The organism is Streptomyces sp. NP-1717, from assembly GCF_022695985.1.
Taxonomy (GTDB): domain Bacteria; phylum Actinomycetota; class Actinomycetes; order Streptomycetales; family Streptomycetaceae; genus Streptomyces.
The window spans coordinates 1-18865 of the sequence record NZ_JAAPBF010000018.1; the positions used below are offsets into that span (position 1 = coordinate 1).

19 protein-coding genes and 3 pseudogenes are annotated in these 18865 nt (G+C 70.2%); 9 read left to right on the forward strand and 13 right to left on the reverse strand.

What is annotated here, in order from left to right; all coding sequences use genetic code 11:
• Positions 1-66 precede the first annotated feature (66 nt).
• Positions 67-435, reverse strand: a complete 369-nt coding sequence (locus GXP76_RS06125) for a hypothetical protein (RefSeq protein ID WP_242570390.1) — start codon at positions 433-435, stop codon at positions 67-69.
• 710 nt (positions 436-1145) lie between these two features.
• Positions 1146-1266 (reverse strand): annotated as a pseudogene (locus tag GXP76_RS06130) (telomere-binding protein TapR2); the annotation flags it as partial.
• Positions 1267-1951: 685 nt separating this feature from the next.
• Between GXP76_RS06130 and GXP76_RS06135 the strand changes: the two are divergent.
• Both GXP76_RS06135 and GXP76_RS06140 read left to right on the forward strand, forming a co-directional pair.
• Entirely contained in the window at positions 1952-2557 is a 606-nt protein-coding gene (locus tag GXP76_RS06135) for a lytic polysaccharide monooxygenase (protein ID WP_242570391.1), read from the forward strand.
• A 496-nt stretch (positions 2558-3053) separates the two neighbouring features.
• Positions 3054-3314 carry a hypothetical protein gene (locus GXP76_RS06140; RefSeq protein WP_242570392.1) on the forward strand — a complete coding sequence of 87 codons (261 nt, stop codon included), beginning with the start codon at positions 3054-3056 and terminating at the stop codon, positions 3312-3314.
• 247 nt (positions 3315-3561) lie between these two features.
• Here GXP76_RS06140 and GXP76_RS06145 read toward each other — a convergent pair whose 3' ends face one another.
• Complete coding sequence (locus GXP76_RS06145) at positions 3562-3786, reverse strand: hypothetical protein (RefSeq protein WP_242570393.1); 225 nt, start codon at positions 3784-3786, stop codon at positions 3562-3564.
• Between the two features lie 538 nt (positions 3787-4324).
• Between GXP76_RS06145 and GXP76_RS06150 the strand changes: the two genes are divergently transcribed.
• The 6 genes and pseudogenes from GXP76_RS06150 to GXP76_RS06170 all read left to right on the forward strand — a co-directional run bounded on the left by GXP76_RS06150 (position 4325) and on the right by GXP76_RS06170 (position 9076).
• On the forward strand, positions 4325-5095 hold the full coding sequence (locus GXP76_RS06150; RefSeq protein ID WP_242570394.1) for a M15 family metallopeptidase: 771 nt from the start codon (positions 4325-4327) through the stop codon (positions 5093-5095).
• A gap of 329 nt (positions 5096-5424) precedes the next feature.
• A complete protein-coding gene (locus tag GXP76_RS06155; RefSeq protein WP_242570395.1) occupies positions 5425-5988 on the forward strand; it encodes a hypothetical protein in 564 nt (187 codons plus the stop codon).
• A gap of 647 nt (positions 5989-6635) precedes the next feature.
• A pseudogene (locus GXP76_RS06160) lies at positions 6636-6802 on the forward strand (response regulator transcription factor); the annotation flags it as partial.
• A gap of 58 nt (positions 6803-6860) precedes the next feature.
• A pseudogene (locus GXP76_RS06165) lies at positions 6861-7010 on the forward strand (DNA-binding response regulator); the annotation flags it as partial.
• Positions 7011-7047: 37 nt separating this feature from the next.
• The gene (locus GXP76_RS35985) at positions 7048-7299 is read left to right on the forward strand and encodes a hypothetical protein (RefSeq protein WP_374359944.1); all 252 of its coding nucleotides are present in this window, start codon (positions 7048-7050) and stop codon (positions 7297-7299) included.
• Between the two features lie 571 nt (positions 7300-7870).
• On the forward strand, positions 7871-9076 hold the full coding sequence (locus GXP76_RS06170; RefSeq protein ID WP_374359946.1) for an IS110 family transposase: 1206 nt from the start codon (positions 7871-7873) through the stop codon (positions 9074-9076).
• Here the strand turns inward: GXP76_RS06170 and GXP76_RS06175 are convergent.
• Positions 9069-9554: a hypothetical protein gene (locus tag GXP76_RS06175; protein ID WP_242570396.1), complete on the reverse strand. Its 486-nt coding sequence runs from the start codon at positions 9552-9554 to the stop codon at positions 9069-9071. The genes GXP76_RS06170 and GXP76_RS06175 overlap by 8 nt on opposite strands.
• 95 nt (positions 9555-9649) lie before the next feature.
• On the opposite strand from GXP76_RS06175, the gene GXP76_RS06180 reads away from it, so the two are divergent.
• Positions 9650-10417, forward strand: a complete 768-nt coding sequence (locus tag GXP76_RS06180) for an ABC transporter permease (protein ID WP_242570397.1) — start codon at positions 9650-9652, stop codon at positions 10415-10417.
• Positions 10418-10553: 136 nt separating this feature from the next.
• Here GXP76_RS06180 and GXP76_RS06185 read toward each other — a convergent pair whose 3' ends face one another.
• From GXP76_RS06185 to GXP76_RS06225, 9 genes are all read right to left on the reverse strand, one after another.
• Complete coding sequence (locus GXP76_RS06185) at positions 10554-11222, reverse strand: hypothetical protein (RefSeq protein WP_242570398.1); 669 nt, start codon at positions 11220-11222, stop codon at positions 10554-10556.
• A 323-nt stretch (positions 11223-11545) separates the two neighbouring features.
• Positions 11546-11719, reverse strand: coding sequence for a hypothetical protein (locus GXP76_RS06190; protein ID WP_242570399.1), 174 nt, complete (start codon positions 11717-11719; stop codon positions 11546-11548).
• A gap of 348 nt (positions 11720-12067) precedes the next feature.
• A complete protein-coding gene (locus GXP76_RS06195; RefSeq protein WP_242570400.1) occupies positions 12068-12841 on the reverse strand; it encodes an SDR family NAD(P)-dependent oxidoreductase in 774 nt (257 codons plus the stop codon).
• A complete protein-coding gene (locus GXP76_RS06200) occupies positions 12838-13836 on the reverse strand; it encodes an SMP-30/gluconolactonase/LRE family protein (protein ID WP_242570401.1) in 999 nt (332 codons plus the stop codon). Before GXP76_RS06200 ends, GXP76_RS06195 begins: the two co-directional genes overlap by 4 nt.
• A gap of 77 nt (positions 13837-13913) precedes the next feature.
• Entirely contained in the window at positions 13914-14879 is a 966-nt protein-coding gene (locus GXP76_RS06205) for a sugar kinase (protein WP_242570402.1), read from the reverse strand.
• On the reverse strand, positions 14876-15508 hold the full coding sequence (locus tag GXP76_RS06210; protein WP_242570403.1) for a bifunctional 4-hydroxy-2-oxoglutarate aldolase/2-dehydro-3-deoxy-phosphogluconate aldolase: 633 nt from the start codon (positions 15506-15508) through the stop codon (positions 14876-14878). Before GXP76_RS06210 ends, GXP76_RS06205 begins: the two co-directional genes overlap by 4 nt.
• Before the next feature lie 82 nt (positions 15509-15590).
• Positions 15591-16739 carry a galactonate dehydratase gene (gene dgoD, locus GXP76_RS06215; RefSeq protein WP_242570404.1) on the reverse strand — a complete coding sequence of 383 codons (1149 nt, stop codon included), beginning with the start codon at positions 16737-16739 and terminating at the stop codon, positions 15591-15593.
• A complete protein-coding gene (locus GXP76_RS06220) occupies positions 16736-17521 on the reverse strand; it encodes a FadR/GntR family transcriptional regulator (protein WP_242570405.1) in 786 nt (261 codons plus the stop codon). The genes dgoD and GXP76_RS06220 overlap by 4 nt, the downstream gene beginning before the upstream one ends.
• A gap of 59 nt (positions 17522-17580) precedes the next feature.
• Complete coding sequence (locus tag GXP76_RS06225) at positions 17581-18864, reverse strand: DUF4380 domain-containing protein (RefSeq protein WP_242570406.1); 1284 nt, start codon at positions 18862-18864, stop codon at positions 17581-17583.
• Position 18865 lies beyond the last annotated feature (1 nt).

Consider the following 18865-nt stretch of genomic DNA (forward strand, 5'->3'; position numbering starts at 1 on the left):
GTTCCGTTCCCCGCAAGCCCGCCCGGTGCCCCGGAGACTTCTCCCCGGACTCTGGCTCACGGCCCGTCAGTCGCCCCAGGTGATGTCCTTCCACCTGCAGCTGTCGGGCCAGGCAGGGATGTCCTCGCACACCACGAAGCGGCTGATCTCGGACACCCTGGAGGTGCTTGCGCCGCTGCAGCCCGCCGTCGAGCCGTTCGAGTCGTTGAGCCTCGTGGCCCCGCCGCTCTCCCACCGGAGTAGGGCGTACGCCTGGTGGCTATCCGCTTCCTTGTCGCAAATCAGGTAGTCGCCCCCGCTGGAGATCCTGCCCCAGTCCTGACCTTCTTCGACCGATACGTACGACACCGCGTGGGCGGCGCCGGCCGTGGACAGGGCGAGGGCTACGGCCGCAGAGGCCGTGCCGAGTGTGCTGAGCAGTGTGCGTTGGGTCATATCCATATCAGCTCGCATCCAGGGCCTTCGGGAAGCCGACGTTCTTGGCCTCGCTGTACAGGTCCTTGATGTCCGCGGCCTTCAGCTTGATACAGCCGCGGACTCCCCCATCCTGAGACGGCCACCGTGGCCGCGGTGAGAATGTGCAGGCAGAGCTTCATTTCTCGATCCCCCGATCTGTGCGGTGGCCGTCCCGCTACACGCCCGATGGGGCAATGGCAGCAGGTGGATTCGGTGCGATGCCAACCCGTTATGTCCGCGTCGGCGAGAGCAACTGTGCTGGTCCGACCCGCCCGAGGGCCAGTGATCTCGCGTTCCAAGTCGGCGTGGGACGCACGATCCGCCGTTCACCTGTAGTGATAGGGACGGATTGGGACGCCCGTGGAAAGGTGGGAGGGGAGTCGGAGACAGAAGTCACGGGGGTGAGGTCTGGGACGGGCCGGAGAGATCCAGGGAGTTGGCCGAAGTTCTGGCAGGGCTGAAGGAGCGTAGTGGCCTCAGCGGTCAACCACCCACCAAGGCGGGGCTGTTCGTGGCCCGTCTCCAGGAGTGGCCGGTCGGCGCAGATCTCCTTCCTGTGGCCGCGGCTTCCAGATCGACCTGCCAAGGAACGTCTGGCAGTGCGAGTTCCTCGCACTCCACGTGGGGATACACGGCGGTGAGCGCGCCGTCGTTGAGCGCGGGCCTGAATTCCCCGGTGGCCTCGTCCTTCTGCGCGCGGGTCGGCGGGCGCAACGCGACCATCAGCTCCAGGCCGGTCGTCGCGGTCGTCCCGCGCGGCGTCATCACCCGCTCCGCGTACAGGCCGAGATAGCGGGCGAGGTCGGCCGGGTGGGCCCTGCTGCGGCCGAAGAGGTACGACCACGCCTTGAGGCCGTAGTAGCCCCATGTCAGAACGGTGGAGATCGCGAAGCCCGTCTGCACCGCAGCGGAGGGACGCCGACCCGATCCTCGTCCTCACCGCTGCCGCGCTGGAGCGCTACGGTCTGCCCGTCGCCCTGCTGGAGGAGGTGCGGCGCCACGGTCGGCTCGCGGACAGCCACACGGTGGTTCTTCCTCGGGCGGCCCGACGCGGGGGCCGCGGTGACCGAGGCCGTGCAGGACGCGCCGGCCGCGCGCGCCCAGTACACGCGGTCAGGGTCTGGAGGGTGAGCAGCGAGCCGGCGACGGCGAACAGGATGTAGGTGATCTTGTCCTCCTGTTCGCCACAGCCCACCACATCGGGCCGCGCCAGGAGAGGGCGGCATCGTCGGCCAGGCACACCGGCCCAGGCCGCATCCTCGATTTCCGGTCCCGCGAACAATTCTGACTCCGGCTCACGGCAGATTCCCTGCTCGCCACCCACCCCTGTAATCAACTCCGTCTGCTTCATTGACATCTCACTCGGAAGACCTATCTTTGGGAGCGCTCCCATAACAGCCTTGCAAACTGGAAGGAGTCCCCCACCATGCGCAAAAAGAGTCCGTTAACCGGGCGTTCGCGAGCGTCCCTCCGCCGGCCTCTCCAGGCGTTCGTCATGCTGTTCGCCGTGGCGGTCGGCGCCCTCACCTGGTCGACCCCCGCCCAGGCTCACGGCACCGTCGTCGGCCCCGCCACCCGCGCGTACCAGTGCTGGAAGACGTGGGGCAACGACCACACGAACCCGGCCATGCAGACCCAGGACCCCATGTGTTGGCAGGCCTTCCAGGCCAACCCCGACACCATGTGGAACTGGATGAGCGCGCTCCGCGACGGCCTCGGGGGCCAGTTCCAGGCACGGACCCCCGACGGGACACTCTGCAGTAACAACCTCTCGAGGAACGCCAGCCTGGACAAGCCCGGACCGTGGAAGACCACCACCATCGGCAACAACTTCTCGGTCCACATGTACGACCAGGCGTCCCACGGTGCCGACTACTTCAAGGTCTACGTGAGCAAGCAGGGCTTCAACCCCAAGACCCAGACCCTGGGCTGGAGCAACCTCGACTTCATCACGCAGACCGGCCGCTTCGCCCCGGCACAGGACATCACGTTCCCCGTCCAGACCTCCGGCTACACCGGACACCACATCCTGTTCGTGATCTGGCAGGCCTCGCACATCGACCAGGCCTACATGTGGTGCAGCGACGTGAACTTCGGCTGAGCCGCAAAGCACGCAGACGGCACCGGCCGACCGAGCCCCGTCCGGGCAGGGACCCAAATTGGTCACCCTGCCCCGACGGGGCTTCCTGCGTTCCTCACTTGACTCTGAAAGCTCTATAGATCGTCAAGCGGCTGGAGATGTCGGGGATCTGGATCGTCGGGCTCAACTTCCGGAGATCCGGCAGGACTTCGACCTGGGGATCTCGTTCTGGTCCAGGAAGGGCTGGAAGGCGGTCGGCCGTCGGCGGTCCCGGCGAAGAGGGTTCTCGCCGTTCAACTATCCGCACGCCGTGACAACGATTCAACGCCGATCATTTCAGTTGCCGACAGGCTCCCCACGACCGATCCTGAGCACCGGACAAACAAGGAGGACAGGATGGGGCTCGTGCTCTTCCCCGGGGACGACGATGTGACCAGCCCGGACATCTCCTGGTCCTGCACCGGCTTCAACATGTTCAGGGAGTGGCTGGCCCGCCGAGGGGTTCACCCTCTCCGAGATGCGCGGCTTCGACGGAGACTGCCCGTGGAGCAGCGTCTCCACAACGCTGGCACCACTGCTCAACCATCCAGATGACGCTGGTCCAGACCTCACGCCCGCTCAATGCGCGGCCATGCTGCCCCGGCTGGAAGCAATCATCAACGAGCGGCAACATGATGGCAGCGACGCCGCTCTCGAACGACGCATCGATGACACCCGCCAGCTGGTCACCGTCATGAAGTTCTGCTTGGACAAGGACGTTGAGATCATCTTCGGCTAACCACCGAACCGTAGGCGCCAGCAATTTACGAGACAGCCCTTAGCTGCGCGCCGACGTCATCGTCGCGGAGAACGCCGCGCTGATCGCCGGCCAGACCGAGGTGCCCATCGTGAATTCTTGAGTGACTGGCTGCTCGCCTCGGTCCGCGTGAATCCCCCGCCGGTCACTTCGAGCTCAACGTGCCGGCTGGGGAGGGGGCGGACCTCTCGTGTCTTCGCAGACATACGGCCCGACGGGCCCGGTCGGATCAGCGGGCGGGGGTGCGTGACCCGTGGCGGACCAGACCCGCGATCGCCGTGATCACGAGCCCCACCGCGGCAAGGCCGGAGAGTAGGGGCAGCACGGCCATTTCGTTCATCAGCTGATTCGCAGCGCTGATGGCGAGGAGGATGCCGGCCACCAGGTAGAGGGCACTCATGCCCCGGCTCGACGGGATCATCTGCCACGTGCGACTGCCCATGTCGTCCTCCAACTAGACCAAACCGTAACGCGGTTCACGTGCCCGAAGATCCAGAAGCCATTCCCGTCGAAAGCCGCTCCTCGGGCCCGTTCACGCGCTGGTTGACCGTACTCACAGAGAGACATGGGCGACGCCGAGATAGGCGTGCAGCGTGCGGATACTGTTTCCCGCCTGCGGGACAGCCGGAACAGCGGCAGGGCAGAAGGGGCGGGCGGGAGCGAAGCTGGGGGGCCGGGCACACCCTCACGGTGACCGAGACCGTGGTCGTGTTCGTAGAAATCGACCGCGCCACCATGGGGCCCGAGCGCCTGGCCGCCGAGCTCACCGCTTAAGCCGACCGCGACGTACCCGCCCCCCGACGCCCGGACCGCACATCAACGGGCGGTTCCCTCACGGTCGCGTCGCAGGCCGTGGCCGGCCGCGCGCCTCCAACTCCCAAGGGCTTTACCTGATTTACCACTCCGTGAGGTGTTCTTGACAAGGGCTGCGAGTAACGCCACCCTCATGCCTCTCTGATCGGTGCCACGAATGAGGAGAGGCAGCCCCCCACATGAGTTCACGTACTGTCCGACGGCTTGTGTCGGTACTGGCGGGTGCCGGCTTGGTGCTCGCCGCCCCCACAGCCCTGCCCGCGGTCGCGAACGCCGCGCCGGCCGCCGTCGCCGAGGTGTCCGCCGCCGACGGTTGCTACACCTGGAGCGGGACGCTCAGCGAGGGTTCGTCCGGCGAAGCAGTGCGACAGCTCCAGATCCGGGTCGCCGGATACCCGGGCTCGGGCAGCCAGCTCGCCATCGACGGCCAGTTCGGCCCGGCAACCAAGGCCGCGGTGCAGCGCTTCCAGTCGGCTTACGGTCTCGGCGCCGACGGTGTCGCGGGCCCGGCCACCTTCGGCAAGATCTACGAGCTTCAGGACGACGACTGTTCCCCGGCCAACTTCGATTACAGCGAGCTGAACAACTGCAACTCGGACTGGTCCGGCGGCAAGGTCAGCGCGGCCACGGCCCGCGCCAACGCCCTGGTCACCATGTGGAAGCTGCAGGCCATGCGCCACGCCATGGGTGACAGGCCGATCACCGTCAACGGCGGCTTCCGCAGCGTCACCTGCAACAGCAACGTCGGCGGCGCGGCCAACAGCCGTCACATGTACGGCCACGCGGCCGACCTCGGCGCGGGCTCGCAGGGCTTCTGTGCCCTGGCTCTGGCGGCCCGCAACCACGGCTTCACGGAGATCCTGGGCCCGGGCTACCCGGGTCACGACGATCACACGCACGTCGCCGGTGGCGACGGCCGCTTCTGGTCGGCCCCGAGTTGCGGTATGTGATCCATCGGTTCACGCACCGCGTGTGCCTGCGACGCCCGCTCCGGTGCTTCGGTCCGGGGCGGGCGTCCGCCGCGCTGCGCGGTTGCTTCCCGCGGCGACATCCGTACGAGCCCACTCACGGCCGGCGGGACCGAACTGGCCGAAGGCGGACACCTTCGGGGCCTTGTGGTGCGCCGGAGCCTTACGGCGGGCGGTCGGGACGCTGCGTCGGGGATCTTCAGGCCCATTGACATGCGCACGTCACACTTGGAGAGTTGCCCCTCTCCGTGCCCGCCGGAGCGGCACACGCTTCGGCCGGGACCGGTAGGCAGACCGTCGAAAGGAGCACGATGAACCGCTTAACCCGAACTCTCCTGCCCTTCACCATGGGCGCTGCCCTGCTGGTGCCGCTGACACACTCCGCCACCGCGGTGGAGACCGACACCCGTAGTGTTTCCCCCGCCGCGGCCGGGAAGAAGGCCGCCGGCGATGTCCACGCCAAGGTCAGCCGCGACTCCGTCATCCAGCGGGCCAAGACCTGGCTGACGGCGAACAACGGCAGTCAGGTGCCCTACAGCCAGACCGCGACGTTCGGCGGATACCGTGCGGACTGCTCCGGATACGTCAGCATGGCGCTCCAGTACGGCAAGCCCGGCGCCAACACGGTGATGCTCGCAAGCTCGGACTTCACCACGCCGATCAACATGTCGCAGCTCACCAAGGGCGACCTGATCATCGACGCGGCGGGCAGCAGCACGACGCGGCACGTCGTGATCTTCGAGAAGTGGACGAGTAGCGCCCACACCAGCTACAAGGCGTACGAGCAGCGCGGCGGGCACGGTACGGACTACCGCACACTCAGTTACGGGATCGGGGCGGACGAGTACGACGCGTACCGTCCCAACAAGTACTGACACACTCCCCCTACGCGCGCGGCCCGCGGCTCCCCCACCGCCGCCGGAAGCGCGACGCGGCAGTGAGCAGAACGCCCTCCGGGCCGGCCCGGAGGGCGTTCTGCTGTCACCCGGCCGAGCGCCCCGTGACACGGGCCGGCGGCAGCGGTGGGCCCGTCCATCCTCCTGCCGAGCATCTGGCGCACGGCCGAGGCGTAGTCCCCGATCAGGAAGGATCGCTGTAGACCGGTCGCCGTTGCCGAAGTCGAGAACTTCGCAGCCTCGGCCTTGGCGTCGCTCACCGCGGCGGCCTGCTTCTCGGCCTCCCTGGCCGCGTCGTGCGGAAGCGTCGAATCTGCATTGAGCTCCGGAGTGCTGCGGTCGTCCGAGGTGTCGTCAGCGTCGGTGGCTGCTGCTCCGTCAGGTTGCGCGGATTTGGCGGGGCCCGTCGGCAAACTGATCACCGAACGCACTGGTGAAGTTCCCACCCCGAACGTGTTGTTGTCGCTGCTTGCGTGAGACCCGAACCCAGTGGTGCGGGCGGCTTGGCCTTGCCCGTGGCCGGTGCTGTCACGGCTGGGTACCGAAACCCCCGGCTCTGCCCGTGGAGTTGTGGCGGTAGGCATTCCTCAGAGGCCAACCGTGTCAGCCGCAGCGACCACCGTACGGGCCACGGTAACGCCGAACTCGCCTCCCGGTTGTTCCTCAGCCCGACCGCGGTCAAGAGCCACGTCGGCCGCATTCTGTCGAAGCTGGACCTGCGCGCGACCGCGTCCAGGCCGTCGTCTTCGCCTACGAGACGGGCCTGATCGCCCCGGGCGAGGCGCCCAGATGACTGATTCCAAGGTCAGTGGTCGTCCAGCGCGTATGCGGGCGGGGACATGACCCGCGAGCAGACCGGCGACGCTCTCCTCGCGCCCACGATCACTCGCCGCCTGATCGAGCGCTTCGCCCATCACGACGAACCGCAGACCATCGCCCCGCACCGCGATCTGTCCGGCCTGACCCCGCGCGAGCTCGAAGTGCTCCGCCTCCTCGCGAGTCCCGTTCGTGATGGCTTTCGGCGCGCTCGGCATCGTGATGTCGGTGATCATCGTCAGCCATGTGATCAGTGGGGAGGTCGGCACCAGCCTGCGCAGGATCGGCATTCTCAAGGCGATCGGCTTCACTCCGCGCGAGGTCGTACGCGCCTACGTGGCCCAGGCGCTGATCCTGTGCCGCTGCTGGCCGACACCGAGTCGGTGTACGGCTGCGTCTCGTTCTCGGTGGCCTGGTGGGTGGACGTCGCCGTGCCGGCCGCCGCCCTGGTCGTCGTGTGGTCGGCGGCGCTGATTCCCGCGTTGCGGATCGGCAGGCTGCGCACCGTCGAGGCCATCGCGGTCGGCCGGGCGCCGCGTACGGGGCGCGGCCAGTTGGCGCACCGGGCGATGGGGATGCTGCCGCGGCCGGTGACCTACGGTCTCGCCGCACCCTTCACACATCCGGTACGTACCCTCGCGATGCTGCTCGCGGTGGCGTTCGGCACCGTCGCGGCAACGTTCGCGGTGGGGCTGACCTCGTCCCTGAACGCGATCGGCACCTCACAGGACCCCGAGAACCGTGCCGCGGTCACGGTCACGACGTCCAAGGCGATGGAAGCCGCTCCCCCTCCGCCGCCCCCCCCGTTACCGTTTTCGTGGCTCCGCAATGGGGCCTCCGGTCTTCGGGTCCGGCATGACTTCCCCCCTTGTGGCGGTTGATGATCCGGGGGGTGGTGTCACCAGGCCCGGAGGCATCGACGGACCGCTGATGAGGGGCTTGAGCACCGGCTTCACCCGGGCCGGAAGAGCTCTCCGTAACGTGGGTGTGGCAGCTCGGTGCCGAGGCAAGGCCGGACGAACAGCGCGACCGGAGGGCCCTGCACGTGATCGACACCGGCGACATCGACGTCTTCCTCGGCCTGGACGTCGGCAAGGGCCAACTCCACGCCACCGCCGTCACCCCGGCCGGGAAGAAGGCCTTCGACAAGCGCCTGCCCAACACCGAACCGAAACTCCGCGAGTTGTTCGCGAAGTTGCAGGCCAAGCACGGAACGGTGCTGGTCGTGGTCGACCAGCCGGCCTCCATCGGAGCCCTGCCCTTGGCGGTCGCGAGGAACATGGGCTGCCCGGTCGCCTACCTGCCCGGACTGACGATGCGGCGGATCGCCGACCTCTACCCGGGCGAGGCCAAGACCGACGCGAGGGACGCGTTCATCATCGCGGACGCCGCCCGAGCGATGCCCCACACGCTGCGGGCGATCGAGGGCGAGGACGAGACGATCGCCGAGCTGGAGATGATCGTCGGCTTCGACGACGACCTCGCCGGGGAAGCCACCCGGGTCGCGAACCGCCTGCACGGCCTGCTCACCCAGATCCATCCCTCGCTGGAACGGGTGCTGGGCCCGCGCTTGCAACACCCGGCCGTACTCAGCCTGTTGGAACGGTTCGGATCACCAGCCCAGATCCGCAAGGCCGGACGACGACGCCTGGTCACGCTGATGAGGCCGAAGGCCCCGAGGATGGCCGAGCGGCTGGTCGAGGACATCTTCACTGCCCTGGACGAGCAGACCGTCACCGTTCCCGGGACCGAGGCGGCCGCTCTGATCGTCCCGAGCCTGGCCGGATCGCTGACCGCCGTCCTTGACCAGCGCAAGCTGCTGGCCGGGCGGATCGAAGAACTGTTGGAGGCCCACCCTCTTTCGAAGGTCCTGAGGTCGATGCCGGGCATCGGCGTCAGGACCGGCGCCCGCATCCTGATCGAGATCGGTGACGGCAGCACCTTCCCGACCGCCGGCCACCTCGCCGCCTACGCCGGACTCGCCCCCGCGACCCGCAGCTCGGGCTCCTCGATCCGCGGCGAACAATCCTCGCGGAGAGGAAACAAGCAGCTCAAACGGGCCTTCTTCCTCTCCGCGTTCGCGGCCCTCGGCGACCCGGCATCCCGGGCCTACTACGACAAGAAAATCGGCCAGGGCAAGCACCACACCCAAGCCCCGCTCTGCCTCGCCCGACGCAGAGCAGACGTGCTCTACGCGATGCTCCGCGACGGAACCTTCTACGAATCTCGGCCGACGGCAGCGGTCACCTGACCAGCGGTTCCGCGAGGAGGACCACTCGATCAGTCTCGACATCGAAACCGAGCACCGGATGCCCAGGGTCGCTCTCCGGGTCCATCAGCACCGGCTTGCCCAAGTGCCGCCCAATGTCACGGAGGAAGCCACAGAAGGCATCCAGTCGCTTCTGTCCCTGCAACTCCCGCAGGTTGACGTCGAAGTCGATCTCGCCGTCGGCATAGAACCGGAAAATCGCCAGCAAACCGGCAACCGGCCACACCCGCAGGTTCGGACACTCGGCATCCACAGGACGAGCCAGCACGACCTCCGCGCGAGGCACGGGAAGCACCGTCTCACCTTCGGAGTACTGACACTTCCAGCCCCTCTCAACGACAAGATCGAGGACCGACTGCCACTCCACCACCGAGGCACTCGGGACACGAACATCCGGCAGCGACCCCATCAAGTCCGGATCGAAGAAACAGCTCACGTCGCCCCACAGCAGATCAGCCATGCCGCCATGCTGCCCGCCCACTCAAGCCACCGCAGCCCGGTTTCCCTTGACCAAAGACATAGGGGCACCCCCCGGCGGCCGCCGACCCGGCGAAGGTGCGGTCCGCCGTCACGTCGCAGCCGGGCATGAAGTCGTACTACGGCAAGGCCCAGATGGAGGTCGCCGTGGCCGGGGTCTCAGGATCGGTTGAGGCCAGCCTCTATGAGGGCGATTCGCGCTCCGGCAGGTACGAAATGCTCTCCGGGCACTGGGTCACCGGTAAGGGGCAGGTCGTGGTGTCCTCACGTTTCCTGGAAAGGACCAGCACCAGGCTCGGTGACACGGTGCGGGTGACCTACGAGAAGGAGACCGCGAACCTGCGGTTCGTGGGCGAGTCCTTCGACACGTCGGGCAGCCGACTGGAGATCCACGCGGACACGGCCGACTTCAAGTCGGCCGAGCCCAGCACCTTCCTCGTCGAGACGGAGTCCGGCGTCTCCGCCGACGAGTACGCCCGGAAGGTCGCCGCGGTCGTACAGCCACTGGGGGGCGAGGCAACGACCGGCTCCGAGTCGGGGCAGGACGGCGTCATCCTCATCATGGCCGCGATGGCGGTGCTGTTCACCCTCATGCTGATCAGCGTGGCCGGTCTCGGCGTCCTCAACTCCGTGGTCCTCGACACCCGGGAACGCATCCACGACCTGGGCGTCTGCAAGGCGATCGGCATGACGCCGCGCCAGACCCTGAGCCTCGTGCTCGCCTCGGTGACCGTGATCGGCGGGCTGATCGGCGTCCCGGCGGGGTATGCGCTGCACGGCCTCGTCATGCCGGTGATGGGGCATGCCGTAGGCCGGGTTCAAGCTCGGCGAGGATGCCTCGGCTGACGAGGCGTTTGAGTTCGGCGGATGCCCACGCCGAGGGCCGGTTCGAGCTGTGCCGACCTTCGCCCGGTCGAGAGAAACCGGGTTCGAGCCAGCGAAACCGAGCATAGTTAAAGGCGGGTCACCGCGTGGAGCGCGCTCAGGCGTGATTGACCCTGGGGAAGGCCTCGTCCGTCTCGACGTAGTACTTGCGGACCAGCGGGCCGAATTCGCCCTGTGAGTCGCCGAGGATCATGGCCTTGACGACCTGAACGCTTTTCGCGTCATCGAACTTCTGCGCCCTCGTCTCGGTGCCACCGAGGACCAACGGCTTCCACTTCGCCCGGGACTCCGGCGTGGCGCTGACGTCCGGGTCGAAGCCCAGATAGTAGCGGCGTCCGGAGGCCTCCTGCCCGACGGCCAAGAAGACGATCACGTGGAAACCGGTGTTGAGCTTGTTTCTGAAGTTGCTTTCGCTCCCGCCCACGTGTCCGGTCGAACCGGTGACGACTACGGCACGGTCGGCCTTCACAGCTTCGTCGATAGCGGCCCATTTGCCTTCGATCCCCAACGGCACCGAGAGATCCGAGGGCTCGTACAGCCCTCTTGCTCCGGGACTCAACAGAGCGCCGACCCTTTGAGCGCGCACCTGGCAGTCGTTGTCCATCATTCCCATGAACATGGAATCAGTCGGCATCTGTAACCAGAACTTGAGGCGATCGAGAACGGGGCCCGCCGTCGCGTCCACCGCCTGCGAGATCCGAGCCCTGATGACCTGCGTCGTCGGTGTGGTCTGGTCGACAGCTTGAACGTACGCCTGCTTGATCATGAAAGATCCCCCCGCGCGACTCCCTTTGTTCCACTATGGCGTACGGAATGTGCCTCCGGTAGAGCAGAGAGTGAAGAGCGCAGCGCCGGCCGTAGGCGGCCTCGTTCTCGGCAGGCTGTCCACGGTCCGGTCGAGTCGGCCGGCTGCGCGATGCGTTCCCACTCCGGGACGGCGGCGGGGGACGCCGCGTTGTCGGGGATCTCCGCCCCCTGGTACAACCCGCGCCTGGCACCGGTGTAGTTGATCCCCTCGAACACCCAGACGTCGTAGGCCCCGGGGAAGCCCCGGTTCCACAGCGAGCTGGAACGGTCCTGACAGGAGCGTCAGTTGGATGAGTCGCCTGCCCAACTGGCCCAGTTGTTGACGTAGTTGATCTCGTTGTAGGAGTACAGATACCCGTCGGCCGCTGCGGCGGCCCACGTCGGGGCCACGTCGTGGTTGACCGGTGAGGACCTCTCGTGGTTGATCGGTGAGGCCTGCGCGGCGGTCTGGGGCACGGCCATCACCGCGGCGCAGAGAACTGCTCCCAGGAGGGCGAGGCACAGGCTCCGCTCGCTCGCCGCCGCCGAGGGCGCCTGCTACCGTCGATTGCTCCGGTTTCTCCTGGCTCGGCGCCGTGGCGGCGCGCCATTTTTTTCTCCTTCCTTTCTCCGGTGCCTCCGACCTGCGGGCCGAAGCGTTTCCACGGGCCCGCCGGATCGTCGGTGAAGCCCGTCCGTGCTTTCAGAGGGCATTCTTTTGAGGAGAATCAAATGCTCGCCGGAGTTCAGGAAGAGTGCGCACAGGACATGCCCGCCCGGTATGGGCGAGGCATGCCGGGCTGGGGGCCGCTTCGTGGCGTGGGGTCAGCCCGCGAAGCGGGCGCCGAGGCCGCCGTCGACGGGGATGTCGGCGCCGGTGATTCCACGGGCGCCCGGGCCGAGGAGGAAGGCGACGACCTCGGCGACGTCGTGGGGCTCGCACAACCGGCGCATCGGGTGCACGTCCACCACTTGGCCCTCGGCGGCGGCCGGGTCGGGCTGGGCGGCGAAGTAGTCGCGGACCAGGGCCGTCCGGGTCCAGCCCGGGCTGACCGCGTTCACCCGCACGCCGTGCGGCGCCAGTTCGAGGGCCAGGCTGCGGGTCAGGCCCACCAGTCCGGACTTGGCCGCCGCGTAGGGGAAGTACCCGGCGGAGGTGAGCCGGGCGTGCAGGGACGCGACGTTGACGATGGCACCCGTGCCCCGCTCGCGCATGGCGGGAATCAACTGCTTGGCGACGAGCCACGCGCCCTTGAGGTCGACCGCGAAGACGCGGTCCCATTCCTCGGTGGTCATGGTGGCGGGGTCGAAGTAGGCGTTGATCCCGGCGTTGTTGACCAGCAGCGTCGGCGGGCCGAAGCGCTCGGCGACGGCCGCGGTGGCGGCGACGACGCCCTCCTCGTCGGTGATGTCGACGGCCAGCGGCAGCATCCGGTCCGTGTGCGCGGCATGCCGGGCGGTGGCGCGGTCGAGTGCCGTTTCGTCGCGGTCCAGCACGGCGACGGCGGCACCCGCCGCCAGCAGGACATCGACGACGGCCTCGCCGATCCCTTGCGCGCCGCCGGTGACGACGGCGGTTCGGTCCTGGAGCGGGTTCACGGTGCCTCCCCGTGGGTACGGCCGGCGGACTGACGCGCGGCGCTGGTGGGTGGAACCCCGGGGGCTCCCGGGTGCAGTACGGCGGCGTGGGCGGGCGGGGCCGACGTACCCACGTCGGCGGCCAGCACGCGCCCGTCGTGTCCGAACCCGCCGTCGGGCCGCGCACCGTCGGCGTCGGCGTCGGGCGGAAGATCGAGACCGATCGTCGCGGTGGCCACGAACAGGGTGCCGTCCACGAGTGCGGGGCTCGCCGGCTGGACGGCGGGAAGCGGCAGGACGGCGTCGAGCGCGCCGTCCCGTGTGTACCGGTGGACCGCTCCGGCGCCCCAGACCGCTACCCAGAGACGGCCGTCGTCGTCCACGGTCATGCCGTCCGGGCTGCCCGTGCCCGGCGCGAACGTGATGTGCGCGGTCCGGTCGTGGAGCCCTCCGCCGGGGTCCACCCGGAAGCGGTCGATACGGCCCTCGGCGCTGTCGGCGAGGTACATGACCGTCCCGTCCGCCGTGAACGCCGGACCGTTGGGGATGGTGAGCCCGTCCAGCACGGTGGTGACCGAACCGTCGTGCCCGACCCGGTGGAGCCGGCCCAGGCCGCGCTCCGGACCGTAGGCCATGGTGCCGAACCAGAAGCGTCCGGCCGGGTCGCAGCAGCCGTCGTTGACCCGGCTGGGCACGGGGTCGGTGTCGCCGGGCCGGGCCAGCCAGGTGAGGCCCCCGTCGGGGGCAAGTACGGCGGCACCGGTGCCTGCCGCCGCCAGCCAGTGGCCGGGCGTGCCGGCCAGCGGCGCGACGGCGCCCAACGGGACGTCCAGGCGCAGGAGTACGGTTCCGTCGCCGGGGGCCGCCGGGTCGAGGGCGGTGAGGGTGCCGTCGAGGATGTCCACGGTCACCAGGCGGCCTCCGGTGTGGCGCAGGCCCTCGCCGAGTTCGCGCCGGGAGGTGGTCCAGGGGCGGAACGCAGCTGTGGCGGTCGCCCGGTGCGGGTGGCGGGTCACGGTTTCTCCTTCCGGTTCCGACGCACCCGCCGGGACGGGCGCGGTACGGCGGCGTGGACGGGCGGTGCGGCGGGAGGTCAGCGCACCGTGGCGCCGTCCTCCCGCTCCAGCAGGGCCAGTTCGCGGCGCTCGGGCAGTCCCTCCCAGTCGCCCGCGGAGGCGACGGCGAAGGCACCCACGGTGTTGGCGCGTTCCAGGCGTTCGCGCGGACCGAGTCCGTCCAGCAGGCCGGAGAGCAGGCCGGCGGTGAAGGCGTCCCCGGCGCCGACGGTGTCGCGGACGGTGACGCGCCGGGCGGGCGCGTGTTCCCGGCCGTGCGGGGTATGCAGTTCGGCGCCCTCGCCGCCGAGCTTCACGGCCACCTCGCGGGTGTGACCGCCGGCCAGCAGGGACCGGACGCGATCAGCGGTGGTGCGCGCCGACGGGTCGGCGGCCAGGGCGAGTTCGTCGTCGGAGGCGATGACGATGTCGGCGTCCCGGGCCAGCGGGCGCAGTACGTCGGCGGCCTCGGACGCGCCCCAGAGCCGGGCGCGGTGGTTCACGTCCAGGCTGACCAGGACTCCGGAGGCCCGGGCCGCCCGGACGGCGGCGCGCACCGCGGCCAGCGGCCCGGGGCCCAGGGCGCAGGTGATGCCGGTGACGTGCAGGACGCGGGCGCCGTCGAGCGTCTCGGCCGGCACGTCATCGGGGCACAGGCGGGAGCCGGCCGAGCCCGCCCGGTAGTACTGGATACGGGTCAGGTCGGCGATCCGCGGTTCGGACAGCAGCAGTCCGGTCGGCGCGTCGGGGTCGGTGCGGGCGCCGGCGGTGTCGACACACTCGGCGCGCAGGCTGCGCAGGATCAGGGTGCCCAGCTCGTCGTCCCCGACGCGGCCCACCCAGCGGGCCCGGTGTCCGAGCCTGGCCAGTCCGACGGCGACGTTGGACTCCGCGCCGGCGACCGAGAGGCACAGGTCACCGCCGAGCCGGAGCGGCCCGCCGGCCCTCAGCACGGCCATGGTCTCCCCGAGGGTGACGACGTCGGGGGCCGCCCCGGCGGTCACGGCTGATCCCGGTGGGCCGCGAGGGCGGCGAGGAAGGCGCGGCACCGTGCCCGCAGTTCGTCCACGTCGCCGCCGCGCGGGGCGTCCCCGACGATGGGCGAGCCGACACCGACAGCCAGCGCCCCGGCCTCCAGGTAGGCGCGGGCGGCCTCGGCGTCCACTCCCCCGGTCGGCACGAACGGGACGTCCGGCAGCGGGTCGCGCAGTGCGCGCAGGTAGGCCGGTCCGCCGACGGATGCGGGGAAGAGCTTGACGGCGGCGGCGCCCTCGGAGACCGCCCGGACGATCTCGGTGGGGGTCAGCGCCCCTGCGACGACGGGCAGGCCGAGCGCGTGTGCGGTGACGCTTCCCTCGGCGAGTGCCGGTGTGACGACGAAGGCGGCTCCGGCCTGCTGGACGGCGCGGGCGTCGTCGCCGGTGAGGACGGTCCCGGCTCCGATGAGCGAGTCGCCGCCCTCCCGCGCGCAGCGCGCGATGATCCCGGCCGCGTCAGGGGTCGTCAGGGACACCTCGATCAGGGCGACGCCCTCCTCCCGGAGGGTGTGCACGGTCCTCTCGGCGGCCTGTGGGTCGGTGCCGCGGACAATGGCGATCACGCGTTCGCGGCGGAGACGGTCGGTGAAGCTCATGCGGTCTGTCCTCGGGTGTGTGCGGGAGGAGTGGGTGCGGGAGGAGTGGGTTGGCCCGGCCGAGGCCGGGGGCCGGGGCGTGTCACCACTCGGCGAACGAGCCGTCGGGGTGGCGCCACAGCGGGCTGCGCCAGGGGGCGTTCGCCGCGGCGTCGGCCCGTCGCACCGCGTCCTCGTCGACGGTGATGCCGAGCCCCGGTCCCGTCGGGCGCGCGACGTGGCCGTCGGTGAAGCGGAAGACCTCGGGGTCGACGACGTAGTCGAGGAGTTCGGCGCCGTCGTTGTAGTGGATGCCGATGCTCTGTTCCTGGATCAGGAAGTTGGGTGTCGCGAAGGCCACCTGCAGGGAGGCGGCCAGCGCGATCGGTCCCAGCGGGCAGTGCGGCGCCAGCTGGGCGTCGAAGGTCTCGGCGAGGGCGGCGATCCGGCGCAGTTCGGAGATGCCGCCGGCGTGTGAGGGATCGGGCTGGGCGACGGCGATACCGGCGTTCAGCGCGGGCAGGAAGTCCCAGCGGGAGTAGAGGCGTTCGCCGGTGGCGACGGGCACGGTGGTGGAGCGGACGAGCGGCTCCAGCAGCCGGGTGTGCTCGGGCGTGACGGGCTCCTCCGCGAACAGCGGGTGCAGCTCCTCCAGCGCGACGAGCAGGCGCCGCGCCCCGGCGGGTCCGAGCCGGCCGTGCAGGTCGACGGCGACGTCCCGCCCGGGTCCGAGCACCTCGCGTGCGGTGGCCACGCGGGCGTGCGCGGCGGCCACGTCCGCCGCGCCGGCCAGGCGGCCGCTGAGGCCGGTGGCGTTCATCTTGACGGCGGTGAATCCGGCCTCCACCTGGGCGCTGACGGCGTCGGCGATCTCGGCCGGGTCGTCGCCGCCGACCCAGCTGTAGACGCGTGCCCGGTCGCGGACGGCGCCGCCGAGCAGGTCGTACACGGGGACACCGAGGGCCTGGCCCCGGATGTCCCACAGGGCCTGGTCGATACCGGCGACGGCGCTGGAGAGCACCGGTCCGCCGCGGTAGAAGGTGCCGCGGGTCATGACCTGCCAGTGGTCCTCGATGCGCCTCGGGTCCAGCCCGACGAGGTACTCGGCCAGTTCGCCGACGGCCGTGCGGACGGTGTCGGCGCGGCCCTCGACCACCGGCTCGCCCCAGCCGACGAGCCCTTCGTCCGTCTCGATGCGGCAGAACAGCCACCGGGGCGGCACCCGGAAGGTTTCGATGCGGGTGATCTTCACGGTGCTTTCCGGTCCTCCGGTTCGGTGTCGTGCCCGCTGCCGGGACCGGTGCGGTCGTTGTCCGCCCCCGGTGTGGTGCGGGCACGGGAGAGGCCCGCGGTGCGGGCGAGGTCGGCGTCGGCGCGGGCGAGCAACGCGCGCATGGCCTGCTCGGCGGCGGACGGGTCGGCGTCGCGGACGGCCCGCAGGACGGGCTCGTGCGCGGGAACCGGATCGTCGGCCTCGGCGGCGTGGACGAGCCGGTCACGTTCGGCCAGGCCCGGGCCGATGAAGACGTCCATGCGCTGGAGCAGTTCGTTGTGGGTGGCGCGGAGCAGGGCGCGGTGCCAGGCGAGGTCGGCTTCGGCCGCCGCGCCGGCGTCGCCGGAGCTCTCGCCCATGCGCACCAGGGCCTCCTCCATCGCGGCGAGGTCCTCCTCGGTGCGTCGTTCGGCGGCGAGGCGGGCGGCGGCGGGTTCGATCACGAGGCGGACTTCGGCGAGGTCCCGCAGGACGAGTTCCGGCGCGTCCGCGACGAGCTGCCAGCGGATGACGTCGGCGTCCAGCAGGTTCCAGTTCTCCCGCGGGCGGACGAACGTGCCGCGTTTCTGCCGCGCGTCGACCAGGCCCTTGGCCGTGAGTACCTTGACGGCCTCGCGCAACACCGTCTGGCTTATGCCGAGTTCGTCGATGAGGGAGGCGATGTCCAGGGTCTCCCCGACCCGCAGACGTCCCTGCACGATGCGGGTGCCGACCGTCTCCACGATCTGCCCGTGCAGGCCCCTGCCCACGTACTCGGCCATGTTCCGTTCCTCCTCCGCTGTGCGCTCCGCGCGGTGCGCACACCGCCACCCTATATTATTTATGAATTAAAAGTGGTTCCGTTGCCGTTCTCCCCGGCCGTGAGACGGAACACGGGCGCCGTGCCGCCGCCGGGCAGCGGCGCCGTCAACTCCCATGGCCCGCACGGGTCCTGACTGTCCGGCAGGCGGACGTGACAGGCGTGGCCCGGCTCAAGCCGGCCGAGCGTGAGCGGCGGCGTGCCCGAAGGACCGCGGGCCTCCAGCCGGCCCGCCGCGTACGGCACGAAGACTCCCACGGTCCGGCCGTCCTCCCCCGCGCGGGGCAGCCCCGCCCAGTAACCGGCCGGGGTCGCCGCCTCCACCGGTCCGACGGCCGGGCCGACACCGAACTCCACGTCCAGGGAGGCCGACGCGCCGGGCGCCAGGGTCGTCAGCGGCCCCAGCGCCTCACACTCGACGACCCGGTCGCGCGGCAGCAGCCCGCCCAGATGGGGAAGCCCCTCCGCCAGCGGACACTCCAGCCACACCTCGGCACGCGATCCCTCGTCGGGGTAGGCGCCCTCGTACACGGTGAAGCGCTGCACCAGGGTGCGCCCGGGGCCGACGTGGGCCAACCACCCCGCGGAGTCGGGGAAACCGACTTTCCCGACGACGTCTTGGTGCGGTACGTGCAGGACACCCGGCGCCGCCTCGCGCACCCGCGGCCGGCCGGTACCGGCGACCAGCGGTACGGTGGCCGGCCGCCCGGAGCCGGCACGGCCGAGGTACACGCCCTCGACGCCCAGCGGATCGGCCGGCGCCCCGGCGAGCTGGGTGACGTTCCACAAGGCCCAACGGCGTTCCGTGGCACCGGTGTTGGTCATCGTCAGGCCCAGGCTGAAGGCCGTACTGCCCGGGTGCAGCGAGATCCGGCGCTCCAGCCGCAGGCCGGTGCGCGGATCGTCGCCGCTGGTCATGACGAGAGCCGCCGCGGCGCCGTCCCGCTGCTCGACCCGGGCGGTGTACGGACCGGAGTCCAGGACCGGGTCGGGCGGACCCGCCCACTCCTCGGGGCCGTCCCAGCCCTGCGGAGCGGGCCAGGTCTTGTCGCCGCCCCAGTTGAGCCAGTCGGCCATCGGACCGTCGTGCGGGCCGGGTCGCACGCCGGGCAACGGCGCGAACGCGCCGTCCAGGAGACGGGGGTTGCGGTACAGGAACTCCGCGCCGGCCAGGGTCACCGAGAGCAGCCGTCCGCCCAGCCCGGGCGCGGCGGTCACCGTCAGGTCGCCGGCGTCGAGCGTGATCAGTTCTCCATGTGCGGCCGGTGCGCGCCGCACCCGTACCGACCCGTCCGCGGAGGCCACC